General features: G+C 54.9%; 17 protein-coding genes and 1 tRNA gene. 14 read left to right on the top strand and 4 right to left on the bottom strand.

What is annotated here, in order from left to right; all coding sequences use genetic code 11:
• Positions 1-2: 2 nt before the first annotated feature.
• The 4 genes from secD to queA all read right to left on the bottom strand — a co-directional run bounded on the left by secD (position 3) and on the right by queA (position 4,512).
• Complete coding sequence (gene secD, locus HU754_RS24395; protein WP_099757103.1) at positions 3-1,871, bottom strand: protein translocase subunit SecD; 1,869 nt, start codon at positions 1,869-1,871, stop codon at positions 3-5.
• A 64-nt stretch (positions 1,872-1,935) separates the two neighbouring features.
• Complete coding sequence (gene yajC, locus HU754_RS24400) at positions 1,936-2,274, bottom strand: preprotein translocase subunit YajC (RefSeq protein WP_007916913.1); 339 nt, start codon at positions 2,272-2,274, stop codon at positions 1,936-1,938.
• A 43-nt stretch (positions 2,275-2,317) separates the two neighbouring features.
• Complete coding sequence (gene tgt, locus HU754_RS24405) at positions 2,318-3,433, bottom strand: tRNA guanosine(34) transglycosylase Tgt (RefSeq protein WP_162130185.1); 1,116 nt, start codon at positions 3,431-3,433, stop codon at positions 2,318-2,320.
• Positions 3,434-3,447: 14 nt separating this feature from the next.
• Complete coding sequence (gene queA / locus HU754_RS24410) at positions 3,448-4,512, bottom strand: tRNA preQ1(34) S-adenosylmethionine ribosyltransferase-isomerase QueA (RefSeq protein ID WP_007916915.1); 1,065 nt, start codon at positions 4,510-4,512, stop codon at positions 3,448-3,450.
• 107 nt (positions 4,513-4,619) lie between these two features.
• Between queA and HU754_RS24415 the strand changes: the two genes are divergently transcribed.
• The 14 genes from HU754_RS24415 (at position 4,620) to HU754_RS24480 (ending at position 17,021) form a co-directional block, all read left to right on the top strand.
• Positions 4,620-4,704, top strand: a tRNA-Leu gene (locus tag HU754_RS24415).
• A 164-nt stretch (positions 4,705-4,868) separates the two neighbouring features.
• Positions 4,869-6,110 (top strand): tyrosine-type recombinase/integrase, encoded by a 1,242-nt coding sequence (locus HU754_RS24420; protein ID WP_186624501.1) that lies wholly within the window; start codon positions 4,869-4,871, stop codon positions 6,108-6,110.
• Positions 6,111-6,374: 264 nt separating this feature from the next.
• Complete coding sequence (locus HU754_RS24425; protein ID WP_186624500.1) at positions 6,375-7,235, top strand: hypothetical protein; 861 nt, start codon at positions 6,375-6,377, stop codon at positions 7,233-7,235.
• Positions 7,236-7,575: 340 nt separating this feature from the next.
• The gene (locus tag HU754_RS24430) at positions 7,576-8,235 is read left to right on the top strand and encodes a DUF4145 domain-containing protein (protein WP_186624499.1); all 660 of its coding nucleotides are present in this window, start codon (positions 7,576-7,578) and stop codon (positions 8,233-8,235) included.
• Positions 8,236-8,327: 92 nt separating this feature from the next.
• Positions 8,328-8,690 (top strand): 4-fold beta flower protein, encoded by a 363-nt coding sequence (locus HU754_RS29885; RefSeq protein ID WP_437182473.1) that lies wholly within the window; start codon positions 8,328-8,330, stop codon positions 8,688-8,690.
• 99 nt (positions 8,691-8,789) lie between these two features.
• Positions 8,790-9,038 (top strand): helix-turn-helix domain-containing protein, encoded by a 249-nt coding sequence (locus HU754_RS24440; protein WP_186624497.1) that lies wholly within the window; start codon positions 8,790-8,792, stop codon positions 9,036-9,038.
• A complete protein-coding gene (locus tag HU754_RS24445) occupies positions 9,035-9,304 on the top strand; it encodes a helix-turn-helix transcriptional regulator (protein WP_186624496.1) in 270 nt (89 codons plus the stop codon). Before HU754_RS24440 ends, HU754_RS24445 begins: the two co-directional genes overlap by 4 nt.
• The gene (locus tag HU754_RS24450; protein WP_186624495.1) at positions 9,301-9,909 is read left to right on the top strand and encodes a hypothetical protein; all 609 of its coding nucleotides are present in this window, start codon (positions 9,301-9,303) and stop codon (positions 9,907-9,909) included. Before HU754_RS24445 ends, HU754_RS24450 begins: the two co-directional genes overlap by 4 nt.
• Positions 9,906-10,211, top strand: a complete 306-nt coding sequence (locus HU754_RS24455) for a hypothetical protein (RefSeq protein WP_186624494.1) — start codon at positions 9,906-9,908, stop codon at positions 10,209-10,211. Before HU754_RS24450 ends, HU754_RS24455 begins: the two co-directional genes overlap by 4 nt.
• A 528-nt stretch (positions 10,212-10,739) precedes the next feature.
• Complete coding sequence (locus HU754_RS24460) at positions 10,740-11,021, top strand: hypothetical protein (RefSeq protein WP_130888221.1); 282 nt, start codon at positions 10,740-10,742, stop codon at positions 11,019-11,021.
• A complete protein-coding gene (locus HU754_RS24465; protein WP_186624493.1) occupies positions 11,018-11,290 on the top strand; it encodes a DUF3077 domain-containing protein in 273 nt (90 codons plus the stop codon). The genes HU754_RS24460 and HU754_RS24465 overlap by 4 nt, the downstream gene beginning before the upstream one ends.
• Positions 11,287-14,172, top strand: coding sequence for a DUF927 domain-containing protein (locus tag HU754_RS24470; RefSeq protein WP_186624492.1), 2,886 nt, complete (start codon positions 11,287-11,289; stop codon positions 14,170-14,172). Before HU754_RS24465 ends, HU754_RS24470 begins: the two co-directional genes overlap by 4 nt.
• A gap of 98 nt (positions 14,173-14,270) precedes the next feature.
• Entirely contained in the window at positions 14,271-15,125 is an 855-nt protein-coding gene (locus HU754_RS24475; protein ID WP_186624491.1) for a coiled-coil domain-containing protein, read from the top strand.
• Between the two features lie 636 nt (positions 15,126-15,761).
• Positions 15,762-17,021, top strand: coding sequence for an ATP-binding protein (locus tag HU754_RS24480; protein ID WP_186624490.1), 1,260 nt, complete (start codon positions 15,762-15,764; stop codon positions 17,019-17,021).
• Positions 17,022-17,057 lie beyond the last annotated feature (36 nt).

A 17,057-nucleotide genomic window follows, 5' to 3' on the forward strand; every position in this document is an offset into this window, starting at 1 on the left:
CCTTAAATCCACAACTTCTTGAAGTCACGTCCGCCAAAGATCAGGTTGACCATTGCGCGGGTCACCATGATGGCCGTGAACATCGAGGTAAAGATCCCGAGGGACATGGTCACTGCGAAACCTTTGACCGGGCCGGTGCCCATGGCAAAGAGAATCCCGCCGACCAGCAACGTGGTCAGGTTGGCGTCGAGAATCGCGGTGAATGCCCGGCCGAAGCCTTCGTTGATTGCACGCTGCACGGTCATGCCGGCGGCGATCTCTTCACGGATCCGCGAGAAGATCAGCACGTTGGCGTCGACCGCCATACCCATGGTCAGCACGATACCGGCGATACCCGGCAGGGTCAGCGTTGCACCCAGCAGCGACATCAAGGCCAGCAGCAGCACCATGTTCACCGCCAGTGCGACGGTGGCGATGATGCCGAAGAAGCGGTAGATGGCGATGATGAACAGCGACACGAACAGCATGCCCCACAGCGACGCATCGATACCTTTGGTGATGTTGTCCGCACCCAGGCTCGGGCCGATGGTGCGCTCTTCAGCGAAGTACATCGGTGCAGCCAGACCACCGGCACGCAGCAACAGCGCCAGTTCGGACGATTCGCCCTGACCGTTCAGACCAGTGATACGGAACTGAGCGCCCAGCGGCGACTGAATGGTCGCCAGGCTGATGATCTTCTTCTCTTCTTTAAACGTCTGAACGGCAACGTCTTTCTCGACGCCATCGACCACTTGCTTGGTGTAAGTGGTGACCGGACGCTGTTCGATGAAGATCACCGCCATGCTGCGACCAACGTTCGAACGGGTGGCGCGACTCATCAGCTCACCACCATGACCATCCAGACGGATGTTCACTTCTGGTGTGCCGTGCTCACCAAAACCAGCCTTGGCATCGGTAACCTGGTCACCGGTGATGATCAGACCACGTTCGATCTGTGCTGGCGGACGCTTGCCTTCGCGGAACTCGAAGGTTTCCGAAGTGGCTTTCGAAGCACCCGGCTCTGCAGCCAGACGGAACTCAAGGTTGGCCGTTTTGCCGAGAATACGCTTGGCTTCGGCAGTGTCCTGCACGCCCGGCAGCTCAACCACGATGCGGTTGGCGCCCTGGCGCTGAACGATTGGTTCGGCAACACCCAGCTCGTTGACGCGGTTACGTACCGTGGTCAAGTTCTGCTTGATGGAGTATTCACGGATTTCCGCCAGCTTGGCCGGGGTCATCGCCAGACGCAGCACCGGTTGACCGTTGAGGTCGGCCGGAACAATGTCGAAATCGTTGAAGTTCTTGCGGATCAGTGCACGGGCCTGTTCGCGGGAGTCTTCATCGCTGAAGCCCAACTGAATGGCACCGCCCAGTTGCGGCAGGCTGCGATAGCGCAGCTTCTCTTTGCGCAGCAGGCTCTTGACGTCGCCTTCGTAAACTTTCAGGCGTGCATCGAGGGCTTTATCCATGTCCACTTCCAGCAGGAAGTGCACACCACCGGACAAGTCCAGACCCAGTTTCATCGGGTGCGCGCCCAGGTTGCGCAGCCATTGCGGGGTGGTCTGTGCCAGGTTCAGCGCGACGACGTAGTCATCACCCAATGCCTTGCGCACAACGTCTTTGGCCGGCAGCTGATCTTCAGCCTTGCTCAGACGGATCAGACCGCCCTTGCCGTTTGCCGCCAGCGTGGCTGCCTTGACGTTGATCCCGGATTCCTTGAGCGCAGTGCTCACACGGTCCAGATCAGCCTGATTGACTTGCAGCGCAGTGCTTGCACCGCTGACCTGAATGGCCGGGTCATCAGGATAAAGATTGGGAGCGGAATAAATCAGACCGACCGCCAGCACCGCCAGGATCAGAATGTATTTCCACAGAGGATATTTGTTCAGCATCACGCCGCCCGTTATGAACGCGGGGCGCCTTGCGCGCCCCGTCGATTGAGTAGAAGTTGTTGCTTCAGATCGCTTTCAGCGTGCCTTTTGGCAGCGTGGCGGCGATGGCGCCTTTCTGGAACTTCATTTCCACGGTGTCGGAAACTTCCAGAACCACGAAGTCATCGGCAACTTTAGTGATCTTGCCGGCGATGCCGCCAGTGGTCACAACTTCGTCACCTTTCTGCAGGCTGCTCAGCAGGTTCTTCTGCTCTTTGGCGCGCTTGGCCTGTGGACGCCAGATCATCAGGTAGAAGATGACCAGGAAGCCGACCAGGAAAATCCACTCGAAACCGCCGCCCATTGGGCCGGCAGCAGCCGGTGCAGCCGCGTCAGCCATGGCGTTAGAGATAAAAAAGCTCATTTAGCACTCCAGTTGCAAATGTTGAATCTTGGGGTCAGAAAACTCAGTCCAAAGGCGGAACGGGGAGCCCGCGTTTGGCGTAGAAGGCATCGACAAAGGCGGCCAATGTACCCTGTTGAATAGCCTCGCGCAAACCAGCCATCAGCACCTGATAATGGCGCAAGTTATGGATGGTATTGAGCATGCTTCCCAGCATTTCGCCGCACTTGTCCAGGTGATGCAGATAAGCGCGGGAGAAGTTCTGGCAGGTATAGCAATCGCAGGTCGGATCCAGCGGCGATTCATCATGGCGATGGAACGCGTTACGGATCTTCAGCACGCCGGTATCAATGAACAGATGCCCATTGCGGGCATTACGGGTTGGCATCACGCAATCGAACATGTCCACACCGCGGCGCACACCCTCAACCAGATCTTCCGGTTTGCCAACGCCCATAAGGTAACGAGGTTTGTCAGCCGGCATCATGCCCGGCAGATAATCCAGGACTTTGATCATCTCGTGTTTCGGCTCACCTACCGACAGACCGCCGATGGCCAGACCATCGAAGCCGATCTTGTCGAGACCTTCCAGCGAGCGCATGCGCAGATCCTGGTGCATGCCGCCCTGCACGATACCGAACAACGCGGCGGTATTGTCACCGTGAGCATTTTTCGAACGTTGAGCCCAGCGCAGCGACAATTCCATCGACACGCGAGCGACGTCTTCGTCAGCCGGGTACGGCGTGCATTCGTCGAAGATCATCACGATGTCGGAGCCGAGATCACGCTGCACCTGCATCGATTCTTCCGGGCCCATGAACACTTTGGCGCCGTCGACCGGAGAGGCGAAGGTCACGCCCTCCTCCTTGATCTTGCGCATCGCGCCGAGGCTGAACACCTGGAAGCCACCGGAGTCGGTGAGGATCGGGCCTTTCCACTGCATGAAATCGTGCAGGTCGCCGTGTTCCTTGATCACTTGGGTGCCAGGGCGCAGCCACAGGTGGAAGGTGTTGCCGAGAATGATTTCTGCGCCAGTGGCAACGATGTCACGCGGCAACATGCCCTTGACCGTGCCGTAAGTGCCCACCGGCATGAACGCCGGGGTCTCGACGGTGCCACGCGGGAAGGTCAGGCGACCACGCCGGGCCTTGCCATCGGTGGCCAGAAGTTCAAAGGACATGCGACATTCGCGACTCATTCTGTTTCCTCTGGGCCGGTTTCTTTAGGGGCAGTAGGTGCGGGATTACGGGTGATGAACATCGCATCACCGTAGCTGAAAAAGCGGTAACCGTTGTCGACGGCGGCCTTGTAGGCGGCCATGGTCTCGGGATAACCGGCAAATGCCGAAACCAGCATCAACAGCGTCGATTCCGGCAAATGGAAATTGGTCACCAAGGCGTCGACCACATGGAACGGCCGGCCCGGGAAGATAAAGATATCGGTGTCGCCACTGAACGGCTTGAGCACGCCATCGCGTGCGGCACTTTCCAGCGAACGCACGCTGGTGGTGCCGACCGCAATCACTCGACCACCGCGCGCACGGCACGCCGCGACTGCATCGACCACGTCCTGGCCGACTTCCAGCCACTCGGTGTGCATGTGGTGATCTTCAAGCTTCTCGACGCGCACCGGCTGGAACGTCCCCGCGCCCACGTGCAACGTGACAAACGTGGTCTCGACGCCCTTGGCCGCAATTGCTTCCATCAGCGACTGATCGAAATGCAGCCCCGCCGTCGGCGCCGCCACCGCACCGAGTTTCTCGGCGTACACGGTCTGATAACGCTCGCGATCCGAGCCTTCGTCCGGGCGGTCTATATAAGGAGGCAACGGCATGTGCCCGACACGATCGAGCAACGGCAACACTTCTTCAGCGAAGCCCAGCTCGAACAACGCATCGTGACGCGCAAGCATTTCGGCTTCGCCACCGCCGTCGATAAGAATCTTCGAACCCGGCTTCGGCGACTTGCTGGAACGCACATGGGCCAGCACGCGATGCGTATCGAGCACCCGCTCAACGAGGATTTCCAGCTTGCCGCCGGACGCTTTCTGCCCGAACAGTCGCGCCGGAATCACCCGGGTATTGTTGAACACCATCAAATCGCCCGGGCGCAAATGCTCAAGCAAATCAGTGAATTGACGGTGTGCGAGGGCGCCGCTCGGCCCGTCAAGGGTCAGCAGGCGACTACCGCGACGCTCGGCCAAAGGGTGGCGGGCGATCAGCGAATCAGGGAGCTCGAAAGTAAAGTCAGCAACGCGCATGATGGGGTTCGTCTAGCAGGGCCGGAAAGTCTAGCGGAAATATCGAAAATTCTCTATGTACCTGATTGACCGACGGTAATCTCATCTCTATACTTCGCCGCCATTGAGCCCTGATGGCGGAATTGGTAGACGCGGCGGATTCAAAATCCGTTTTCGAAAGGAGTGGGAGTTCGAGTCTCCCTCGGGGCACCATATAGCAGTATCTGAGAGTCTCTACCAGCCTCTTAGACCCAGAGAAACCGGCCACTTGGCCGGTTTTTTTGTGCCTGGCTGTTTATCCCTGTCTCCCCTTATCCGTTGTATCCCTGTATCCCTGCTTGTATCCTGAGAAAAATACCGAACTTTGGGATACAAGGATGAAACGCGCAGACATCAAGCGCCGCCCTCTCGCCGATACCACGCTCTCAGGGCTTGAGCCTGAAACAAAGGAATATCGAGAGCTGGATGGAAACGGCTTATATTTCCGGGTCAAACCGGACGGGGGCAAATCATGGCAACTCCGGTACAAGCGTCCTGCAGGTAATTGGGCATGGATGGGCCTCGGCGGCTATCCAGAAGTCAGCGGCGCACTTGCCCGCGAAAAAGCAGCCGATCTGCGGAAGGTTGTCAGTAGCGGTGCCGACCCTCTTGAACAAAAGCGCTCGGCAAAAGCGGCAATCGATGCCGCTCGAACTCGAACCTTCAGAGCGGCTGCGGAAGCTTGGCTCAAGGCAAAGGAGGAAAAAGGTCTCGCCTCCTCCACTCTCAATAAAATCCGCACCTACCTCGACAAAGACATTCTTCCAGCGCTTGGTGATAAACCTCTGGACGAAATAACCCGAACCGATTGTGCAAATCTCCAGGCCTCCCTCGAAGCTCGGGAGGCGCATAACGTCGCTGAAAAATGTCGGACGTGGGTCAATCAGATCTTCGGCAGAGCAATCGGCTTGGGACTGACAGAAAACGATCCTGGTAGCCGTCTACGCGACATCGCAGCTCAAGCACCGAAAACTCAACAACACCCTCATTTGCTAGAGCCCGAACTCGGCGAGTTTCTCACTGCCTTAAAGAACACCCCCAGCAGACTCACCGCTCGAACGGCGGCATGGCTTTGTATATGGACAGCCTCAAGGCCGGGAATGGTTCGTCTAGCTGAGTGGAAAGAGTTCGATCTCGATAAAGCTCTGTGGACTACACCTGCATCGAAGATGAAGATGCGCCGAGACTTCGTGTGCCCTCTTCCTTACCAAGCTCTGGTCGCACTTAGAGAGCTGCACGCTTTAACCGGGCGCAGCCGCTGGCTATTTCCTGGAGTTGGTGCGAAGAATCCGACTATCAGTGAGAACACAATCAATAAAGTATTCGCGACCATTGGCTACAAAGGACGTCTTGTTGGCCACGGCACGCGGCACACAGCGAGCACCCTGCTCCGTGAACACGGATGGCCAAAGGAACATGTGGAGGCGCAATTGGCCCACAAAGAAGAGGGCATCTCGGGGGTCTACAACAAAGCTCAGTACCTCGAGCAACGGACAACCATGATGCAGTGGTATGCCGATCATCTGGACAAGTTGCAGAATGGGAACGTCGTGCTGGGCCAGTTCGGACAAGCCATTTGACCATGCCAATCCTGATGCCTAAAAAAACCGGTGTTCCACGTGTTCCATGTGTTCCGAAATTGGTGAAAGCCCTCAATTGCGTGGCTTTCAATGGTGGAACACAAATAGCGCTCAACTGGAACACATGGTCGATGGCACACAAAAGGTGTTCCAGGATCGGCAACACCGGCAAGCAGAAATCCCTCTCCCTCACTGGCGGCCTCACAGCTCTGCGGGGCGCAGGCGCTCGCGTTTTTTCGGGCACAGAAACGGGGCGAGGGGTGGATGTTGAATAGAAAATTTTACTTAAGCGCTCCCCTCAACATTGAGGGATGGGAGATTGTCGAAACGTTTGAGCGATTCACGCTATACGACGAATTTGCAGAACGCATCGATGATGCTCTCGAACTCATACTAGAGGGCCAAGAGCACTGGGCGAGCCATCTGACAGATGGGGAGTGGTCCGCTGAGTCCATTCGAGTGCTGGCAAATGTCAGACGGCTCTCCTACAACATACGCCAACAATTTGAGCGATCCAGAGACGATTTACCCCAATGCATCCACTGGACAATAGGGGAATCGTCCAACTCAGCTATTACTGATAGCCAATACATTGCCGCGCTGGCGATTGATCGAGCTTGCCGTGTCATTGAGACACTAGAGAGGTGGTTGAGTGGCTTCGACAAGGACCTATGTGCGGGAAACTGTGAGAATTTAGCGGCTCTGATTGCAGATGCGTCAGACGACTTTATGGAGCTTGTGGAAGAGGTACGTCACGAGCAACCTCATCTGGAAATCGAAGCACGTGAGGCGGCCGCTGACTTGATGGGTGCAGCCCGGCATTACATGACCTTGGCGAACGTCTACGCCTCTCCGCTTTTGAGCAGCGCAGATAAGATCCGGATTAGTGCAACTGCGCGCAAAGCGGGCAACAGCTCGGCAGCCATACGCCGTGAAGCCACGATAGATCGCAATGAGAGCATTTGCTCCCACGCCAAGCGCCTGCTCAGTGATGGTCGATCAGAAAGAGAGATCGTTGGCATTATCGCAGGCACCGATTCTGCACTTAAGTTACCGAGCGGTACCGCCAAGCTTTCCACAAAACAAATCCGCAATATTTTAGTCGCAAACCGTGTGATTTCTTAAAAGCAGCGCAGCGTTTACAGACTCAATTCGACATTACCTGTCATATACATTCAACTTGGTGCTAATCAGAGACGATTTGACTAGCTAAAAAGCGAGCGCCTCCGGAGGCATAGCCACCAATCGCAAGAGGCGAGTCCTTCTCGGACAGGCTCGCCAACCATAGCCTCACGTTACGCTTGTCTAGATCTTGTCGTTTTTTCTTAAAATACGTCATTTTTTTGGGCGTAATGCTTGAGCTTAAGAATCACACGCGCAGGGGCTGCCCTCCTGACATAAGCTACTGCTACAGTATCCAAAAATGCTGCACGTTCACCTTGGCATTTAAAGAAAGGAATCCACTTTGAACAAAAAAATTTCTGAAAGATTTGAAAGCTTGATGAACGAAGTAAATGCGATAGAAACAGCCAAAGTCAAAGTAGCCAGCGATTACGGTGATGGGTGGCGAATCGACCACGACGCCCTTCTATCTTGGCGTGTAAAAGCAAAAAACATTATAATTCAAGTTTGCGGAGAAGCTTCACAGCATTTCGTCGAATTTGTTCATTCAGAAAAGTTAAACGGTTTAGGCGATGGTTATTACAAGGCGTTGAAACGCACCCGAGCTGTTTTAGGGGCGGCAAAAGATGACTTTGAGGGCGGCTATTTGACGTCTATTAAGGCTTTAGTCCAAGCTGAGGTTTTCGACAATGAACTAGAGCAAGCGGAAGAGCTCTTGACAAGCGGCTATCATGTTGCAGCAGCCGTTATCGCAGGGGTCGTCCTTGAAACCGGACTTAGAGAATTATGCGACAGAAGTACTCTTGAGCATGGCAAGCTCGACAAGATGAACGCTGATCTGGCCAAGGCTGGTACCTATAATAAACTTCAGCAGAAAAGGATTACCGCGCTCGCGGACATTAGAAATAATGCGGCACACGGGAAGTCCTCTGAATTTTCTGCGGACGATGTACGCTCTATGATTAAAGAAGTAGAGCAATTTTTAGCACAGCATCTAGGATGATACTCGTCCAGACGTCAAATAGACCGAACCATCTGCATCGTTCACTATCGATGTATTAAAGCAGCCTCACCAACCATAGTACGAGGGATTGTATGGAACTTACTTTCTACGACAGCAACGGCCAACCATACTGCTACTGTCAAGACGGTGAACATCTTTACACATTCGGCGGCCAGCCTATTGCATATATCCATGAGGAGTCTATTTACTCCTTCCCCGGAAGGCATTTAGGTTGGTTCGTTAATGGCTGGATTTATGACCCCAATGGACGTGCCCTGCTATTCACTGAACATGCCAATGGTGGTCCTGGTAAACCCGGGCGAGCTGGTCGGCCAGGAAAAGCAGGTCGAGGTGGTCGTCCAGGAAAGGGCGGGCGTACAGGACGCCCTGGCCGCCCCGGCTTGAGCGCGAGTTGGTCTAACCTCACAGCAGCAGCATTTTTTAACCAACCCTAACACCGTAATGTTATTGAAAAGGGAAGTGAACCACCGTTCATTTCCTTTCCCTAATTTAGCGTTAGCCCTGTAACTCTCCACGACTACAGGAAACGTTAAATGACTGCGACAACGCTTCAATCCATAACGCCGCTTTCACCCTCCGCCACTGATTTGCTCACACCCGATCAAGTGGCCGCTACTCTGGGTCTGTCTCATCGCACGCTCGCCGCTTGGCGCAGTTCGCGCCGCAATCCGCTGCCGTATGTAAAAGTCGGAAGTCGCGTGCGTTATCGACCTAAGGATGTGTCGACTTGGCTCGAAAGCCGCACACATAGCGCTGCCACAAGTGCGAGGAACGAGCAGTGAAAACCTCTCGCCTCCACTCCTCTGCAAACGACTCTACGCAAATCGACCCATCGCTGACGCTCATCCGTATCGCCGAGGTCATGGCCATCGTCGGCCTTGCGCGCCCCACCATCTACAAGCTGATGAATGAGCCTGAAAGTGGTTTTCCTAAAACCGTAAAACTCACCAACAGCAACGCTCGCGGCGCCCCGGTCGCCTGGGTTTTGTCGGAAGTTCAAGCTTGGGCACGCGGTCGCATTGAAGCCCGTGATGAGGTGGCCGCATGAAGCGTAACTACTGCCCATTCAAAGGCCCCTTCCACGACTCCTACAGCATCGGCTTTCAGCTCTACGCTCAAGGCGGAATCAATTGGCGTCATCGCACCATCGCCGGCGTGAGCTGGAATGGTGAAGAAAAAGAGGCGTTCTTTTTCAATCCTGATGGCCTCGTATTGCCGCTCACACCCAATCCCTGGGAACTGCCGGAGATCATCCGCAAGCACGCCGTTCGCCGTGAGTTTTCCAGCATTCACGGTCATGGCCATTTCGCGATGAAGGAAGGACGTCGTGCAGGGCTGAGCCAATTCGCGCTCAACAACTGGGTTACCTATTGGCTGATCGATCAGAAGGATGGCTACTCCAACGATTCGGACGTCTGGGGCAAGTTCGTTGACAAGGAAATTGAGCAAGAAAAGGGCATCAGTGAACGGCTCTATACAGATCTGCGCATTACATCCGACCTCAGTGAATACATGGAAGGGTGTCTGAACGAGCGGCGCAATGTACTCGCCGAGCAGCACCGTCGCCGCTACGCGGAGGATAGGAAGATCCTCGCGTGGCTCAAGGGTGACACTCCGCCTCCGTTGTTCGCCAACGTGCAGGAGGCAGCGTGAGTCATTCGATTGCCAATCAAGCTTTGATGCATCCCTTTTCAGTACTGCGACGCATCGGCTTTTCATACGCCACGATGCAGCGCCTCGAGCGCTATCGCAGCCGACACGACAAACAGGGGCGCGTGGTCAGTGTACTTAGCTGGGCCGACGGTACCTGGTGCGCCCTCGCACTCCACTGCGAAAACATCGGTGCGGTGATTGTCGACGAAGGCCAGCAAACGGATGCCTACGAAGACGCCCGCTCAATGCTCGATGACGGCTTCCTGCCCCTGCTCAATCTGCGCTGGGAAGCCCACGCCTGAAACGAAAACGCCCCCGGCGGCAACCGGGGGCGTTTGAGGTCAATCTGTATGCCCGGTCAATTTATGTCGCATCAAAAAAATGCGCAAGGCTTCGCGCCGGTTGCGCTAATAAAATCTCGAGGTTATTCTGCCGGTGTCGCTGCAAATTCAGTGACCGGGTTTGGCGACCCGAGATACTTGGCGCACAGGCGCCCCATACGACAGCAGGCGCTTTTTTTGTGCCCGCCGTTTCGTGTTATGGCAGCTGTGCGTGGGAGACCTTCGGGTCTGCCGGGTTCCAAGTTCCCGGTTCGCCAACCTGCGCACAGCTGCCACCTTAAATCGTTTGGCGACGATCAGTGGCAGCTCCATCTTCAAACTTGGAGCTACACATATGCCCGCCCTCATTCCGTCCAAAAATCGCGCCGCTGCACACCGTGCAATGGCTCTCGCCGCTCTACACGCCAACTCCAGTCTTGCTACACGTCTCGCCCGCTACAACGCACACATGGCCAAAGCTCGCGCTCTCGAAGCCGCAGGCGGTGCCCAATGAACAACGCCCTGAGCTTTGCCCTGCCCGAAGACATTCTCAGCGTCAGCCAGCGCGCCGGGGCCGGTGTACCGATTGACGCCATAGCGTGCGCCATTGAGCGCGCGGACTCGGTGCTGACGTTGCTCGAAGACCACTTTGAAGGTGAGTCGCGCCTCTCCAACCGTGTTATTGCCGCCGTCATTTGGGACGTTCGCGGCACCCTCGGCTTGATCAAAACTCTCGCTCTGCACGGTGATACCACTTCTGTTCCAGCGGAGCACGAAGGCGGTGCGCTATGAACGCGTTGACCACGATAGGCCGTACGGATTTTTCGTCTGCAAATGCCAGCGGCTTGAAGTTATTTCGCGTCAACGCAGGCATCCCCATCGAAGATGCTCTGGAGCTAGCCTCTCAGTTGCAAGACCACGTGAACCTGCTCAACCGCGACGCCGCCATGAGCGATCAATGCGAACGGTTTAGTTGGCCTGCTCTTTATCTAGGTGAAATGGCAAAAGCGCTGCTTGATGACGTGGCTGACACCCTGTTCTCGCCGAGGGCCGACACATGAGCCAGCACCAGAGCAGCAAAACGAAACGTCCGAGCTTCGCCGACGTAAAAGCCGCCTCGCTGAAGGATATTGACCGTGTCCTAGCGCACTGGCTGCCCAACGGAAAGCGTGTCGACGGCGGCAAGGAATACACCGCCCCCAATCCGACTCGCACTGACAAGCAAGCAGGTTCGCTCAAGGTCAATTTGAACAAAGGCACGTGGGCTGACTTCGCCACTGGCGACAAGGGCGGAGACCTTATCGACTTGGTGCGCTACTTGGACGGCGGCACAGATGTCGAGGCGTGCGTGAAGCTCACCGAACTGCTGAGCGTGAGCGTCGGTGCGGCGCGGTCGGCTCCCGCTCAAGGTAAAACCAAAGCGCCAACATGGACCGCCATACAGCCGATCCCGGCCGAAGCGATGCAACGTTGCCCGGTCCGCCATCGAGATCACGGTGCTCCGTCGAAAGTCTGGATATACCGTGACGCTAGCGGTCAGCCACTCATGGCGCTTTACCGCTTTGATCTCGGTCCAGATGAAGACGGCAAGCCTAAAAAAGTCTTCGCTCCACTGACTTGGTGCCAGCGCTCCAACAGCGAATCCACGCAATGGCGATGGCAGGGATTGCCTGACCCGCGTCCGCTCCTGCGCTTGGAAGAATTGGCACTGCGCGATTCTGCACCTGTCGTGTTGTGCGAGGGCGAAAAAGCCGCCGATGCGGCAAGCGAATTGATGCCGGACTTCGTGGCCATGTGCTGGCCCAACGGGTCTAACTCTTGGCACAAGGCCGACCTGAGACCACTCAAAGGGCGCTCGGTTGTGCTTTGGCCGGACAACGACAGCAGCGGCAAGTCGTGTATGGAAGAAGTCGCCAAAAAGCTGCACGAAATCGGCGCCGAATCGGTCCGGTTCGTCGCGCTCAATGTGTTCAAACGCAAGCCCACTTTGATGGACGATCAAGCAGCCTTCGCCAAAGGTGGCAATTGGGACGACGGGGACGATGCCGCCGACGCACTCAGTAAAGGTTGGACGGCAGCACACGTCGCCGAGCTGGCGCGCAGCGGTGAGCTTTTAGTTCCTCTCCCACACGAGCAAGCTGACGAACCTGCAGAGCCAAAAGCAGCAGCCAAACAACCGGCAAAATCGAAAACTGATTTGCTGCCCGGTGGTTTTCGATTGGCCCCTGAAGGGGTGTTCTATACCGGCGATGATGGTGAGTCGCGGCCTGTGTGTTCCTCCTTGGAGATTCTCGCTCGTACCCGCGATGACAAGGGTCACAACTGGGGTTTGCTGGTTGAATTCGATGATCCAGACGGCGCTAAAAAGCGTTGGAACATTCCCGCTCGCAACATGACCGGCGACTTCGGCAAAGACGTATTGGGGCCGCTGGTGGATATGGGATTGCGCTTGCCTGGTACGCGCTCCGGCCGCAATGCCCGCAACGATCTTCAGAGCTACCTGCAAGGTTTCGATAGCAACGAACGGGCGCGCTTGGTCACTCGACTTGGATGGCATGGACCTGCATACCTGCTACCCGATCAGCAGATCGGCAATAGCCATGAGCATCTATTTTTTTGTGATGCTGGGGCGCAGCTTCCTCCCATCAGCGAGGCCGGCACACTGGAGCAATGGCAAAAGCAAATCGGCGCACTTTGCGTAGGCAATCACCGCTTAGCGTTTGTCGTCAGCGCGGCTTTTGCTGGGCCGCTGCTGCACTTGCTGGGTCATGAATCAGGTGGGTTCCATCTTTATGGCGACAGCTCCGGCGGCAAGACGACTCACCTACAAGTTGCCGCGTCGGTGTACGGCGGGCCGAGATTGGTCCGGTCGTGGCGCTCTACCGACAACGCGTTGGAGTCGATTGCCGCCGCGCATTCGGACGGCGTCTTGGTACTCGACGAAATCGGTATGTGTGATCCGCGCATCATCGGTGAAACGGTGTACATGCTCGGCAACGGCACGGGCAAAGCTCGCGCCAATGATCGAGGGCTAGCGGGCCGTCAGGTGCAAGAGTGGCGTTTGCTGTTTCTTTCGACCGGCGAAAAGACACTTGCACAGCACATGGCTGATGCAAACAAGGAGCTAAAGGCGGGGATGGAAATCCGCATGCTCGCCGTGCCTGCAGATGCGAGCAAAGGACTGGGCATGTTCGACGTGCTGAACGGATTCGAAGACGCCGCCGCCCTGTCGGACGCGCTCAAAGCCCGCGTAGGCAAATACTACGGTACGCCGCTTACCGCGTTCCTTTCGGCACTGTGCAAGCCCGGTGAAATGCTCGGCTGGACAGCCATGCTGCGGCGCACGGTGGAGCGCTTTATCGCCAAAGCTCTTCCTGCATCCGCCAGCGGTCAGGCTCATCGAGCCGCTGCTCGCTTCGGTCTCGCCGCTGCAGCTGGTGAACTGGCGACGGCACTTGGCGTTACTGGCTGGCCGGAAGGTACTGCGACCACAGCGGCGCAGGTTTGCCTCAATGCTTGGCTCGAAGAGCGCGGCGGTGCCGGGAACATGGAAGGCGACGCCATTGTGAGTCGATTGCAGCAAGTGATCGAGCGATTCGGTGAAAGCCGTTTCACACGCTGGGACGGTCTTGCCGCCAAAACCGACGATCACGCACCACGGACGACCGACCGCCTCGGCTTCCGGCGCACAGTTGAACACGGCATGGGCGATGGGGTTTACACGTTAGTCACCTACTACTTCCTGCCCACTGCGTGGAGGGCCGAAGTGTTCAAAGGCATGAGCCTCACCTTGGTCAATCGGGAACTGATCGAGCGCGGGATTTTGGAAGCCAGCGCGGAAGGTCGGGCTGCGCAATCGGTGCGGCTCCCTGGGCTCGCAAAAACGAGAGCGTACGTGGTTCACGCCAACGCCCTTCTCTCCTCTGAAACCGAAGCCGCGTGAAGTATTGGCGGATCGAGGAGAGCTGCCGGCCGCTTCGGGTCTGGCCCGCCCGGAATAATGCGTACAAACACCACAAATTTTGAAATGGAAGAATTCTAATGAGCGAACTTCAAAAGCAACTCAAGCACCATCAAGCGGAACTGGAACGTCTCAAAAAGGCGCTACCGAATCTTAGCGCGGCGGCAAAGGAGGCCAAACGCTTCCACGCAAACAACCGCATCAATAGAGCGCCTTATCCTCGCGAAATCACTGATGCGTTTGATAACGCTAAATCTGCTATCGAGGGTCACGCTTCGGAGATCAAACGTATTCAAAGGCTGATCGACTGGGAAGATGGCACCCGGTTCGCGAGCGCCAACATCAAAAAGGCTCAGAAAGAAATCAGTCAGGTACAGAGCGACCTGCAAAAGCTGCAGGACAAACGCCTAAAACTGTCGACCAAACTGCAAAAGCTTGAGGATGAGAAACGAGCCGAAGTCGAGAAGGCCCAATATGCGGAGAAACAAGCCGCGGCGAGTTATGCGGTAGCTCTCAGTGATGGAGACGATGCAGATGAGCAGCATGCGGAGAAGGTGCTGCGTCTCGCCTCCGAAGCACTGGCAACGGTGACACGTGGCAAGCGAGGATTGGCAGCGACCGCGCAAGCCTTGAAAAACGAAGTCGAGAAGCTCGATGTGGAAATCACAGAGATCAGAGAGGTTTTGAAAGATCTTCGTCAGCGGCAGCTACGCGTAGCGCGGATCATGTGGGCTGACCGCATGGACAAGGCCGCTCAGGAATTTGCCGCTGTCGCAGCACACTTGGAAGCCACCGAGAAAGCCTTGGGATGGAGAAGCTCGTTGAGTGAGCTCTATGTGCCTTTACAAACCCCGTATGGGGCTTCGTGCATCAGCGAGAAGACAATCCGAGATAAAGCATATGCGCTGTCCATGGAGCAGTTGCTAGCCGCCTGACTCACCGCATTGCCGATACCTACGGCGATGCTTTCCACCCATAACCGGATCACCAAATCGCGGAACACCAAACGTGTTCCGTATAACTGGTGTTCCGGTTATTTGTATTTGGTGTTCCACCTCTGGAAGCCCCTAATTACTTGGCCTCTAGCGTTTCTGGAACACGTGGAACACATGGAGCACCGCGTTTTCACTACCTACGATTTAGCCTCCCCTCGCCCCTATACACGGCGTGAACCTTCAGCGCGAGCGGACGCGACGGATCGCTCCAGATCCACCGATCTACTGTGTCTGACTCCTCCCAGGCGAAGGAGTCGGAGCGGCAGATTTTACGGGTCCTCCCTAAGGGGGGCCCCCTACACGGGTTATCAGACTCGCGGATTCTCTCTAGCTGAGATAACCGCATGCATGTCCGTCTTTGCTTTCCGAACTGTTCGTTTAAAACTGGAAATGCTAGCGTCAGATTTGCACTCGCTCTCCAGCAGCCACTGGCTCTCAAAAAAACACCGAAAGTACGCCGCCAATGAAAAAAGAGGTATGGTAGAAAAAGTTGCCACAGCGAACCAACGCAAGGATTGCCAGGAGGTCGGCTGGTACCAACCGCCCTCACCTACTAATCTGTAAAGGTTGATAGAGATGGAAATAGGTGACGAATGGGTAGAAGCTTTTTTTTCCGCTGTAGACAATAACAATGTTCTCAAAAGGAGAGAATCAAGCACTGTAGAGTTCAAGCTTGTATTTGATTGGACAGTTAAGGAATTCAGATCAAACATTGCAAGAACAGCTGCAGCATTCGCCAATAGAGATGGCGGAGTAATCGTTTTTGGAGTTGCAGATCAACCTCATACGTTGGTTGGCATAGATAACTTTGAAAACATTGATGATGCCGACATATCTACCTTTCTTAACGAGCACTTTGCTCCGAGCATCGAGTTCTCAAGATACACAGTCAATATCGACGATTTAATTCTCGGCGTACTTAGAATCGAATCAGCCCGTACCAAGCCGATAGTGTGTATAAAAGATTCAGCTAAAACGTTTGACTCTGACATTTATTATCGATACTCCGGCCGCTCATCCAAAATTAAATCTTCAGACTTGTTTTTGCTGTTGCAAGAAGGCAGAGAGGCGGCGCAACGAAAATGGGTAGACTTGCTCACCGGTGCCGTAAAAATTGGTGTTGATAACATTGGATTATTGAATATTGCATCAGGAGAGCTTAAGTCCTCTAACAACAATACCTTTCTGATAGATGAATCCATCCTCGATAAAATAAAAATATTGGATAAATTTTCTGAGGAGGAGACAGGAGCACCGGCTGTTCGTGTCATAGGCGACGTCATTGACGGAGTAAAGATAATAGAACGTGCCAGAAACATTCACGAAGAAGACGTTTACCTAGCATTTTTAACCGAAAAACTTCAAGCACCACCCCTAGATTACATATCATCAATACTAAGAATGAACTCTGAATACTATCCAATATATTATTTCTTGAATGAGTCAGGCACGGATAAAAACAAGCGCGAGGAAGCAATATCAGCATTAGTCAGTAGGTTTAAAGTGAAGCAAAAGATTATCAGCAGATTACACAACGATCTGCATTTAGAACAAAAACGAAAATCCTACTCTATATCAAACACACCACTAGGCTTGCAACGAAGAGCTTATCTACAAGTTTATCAATCGGGAGACGACATCCAGATCGAATCCGATGCACAATGCAAAGTTGCTTTGGAAGCAATCTTTAGCCTTGACACTGATGAGTTTGATGACACGCATGTCAAATCACAACTCTTTAAAATGTACGAGCATTTCTATCCATTTACTTCTGAAGCGACCAACTATCTGTTTCGCTGGGCACTGACCTATTTAGACAACAAACAAAATAAATAAAAATCTTATTCAAAGACTCGTTTGCATTCGGGGAAG

It is taken from the genome of Pseudomonas zeae (assembly GCF_014268485.2).
GTDB classification, from domain to species: domain Bacteria; phylum Pseudomonadota; class Gammaproteobacteria; order Pseudomonadales; family Pseudomonadaceae; genus Aquipseudomonas; species Aquipseudomonas neuropathica.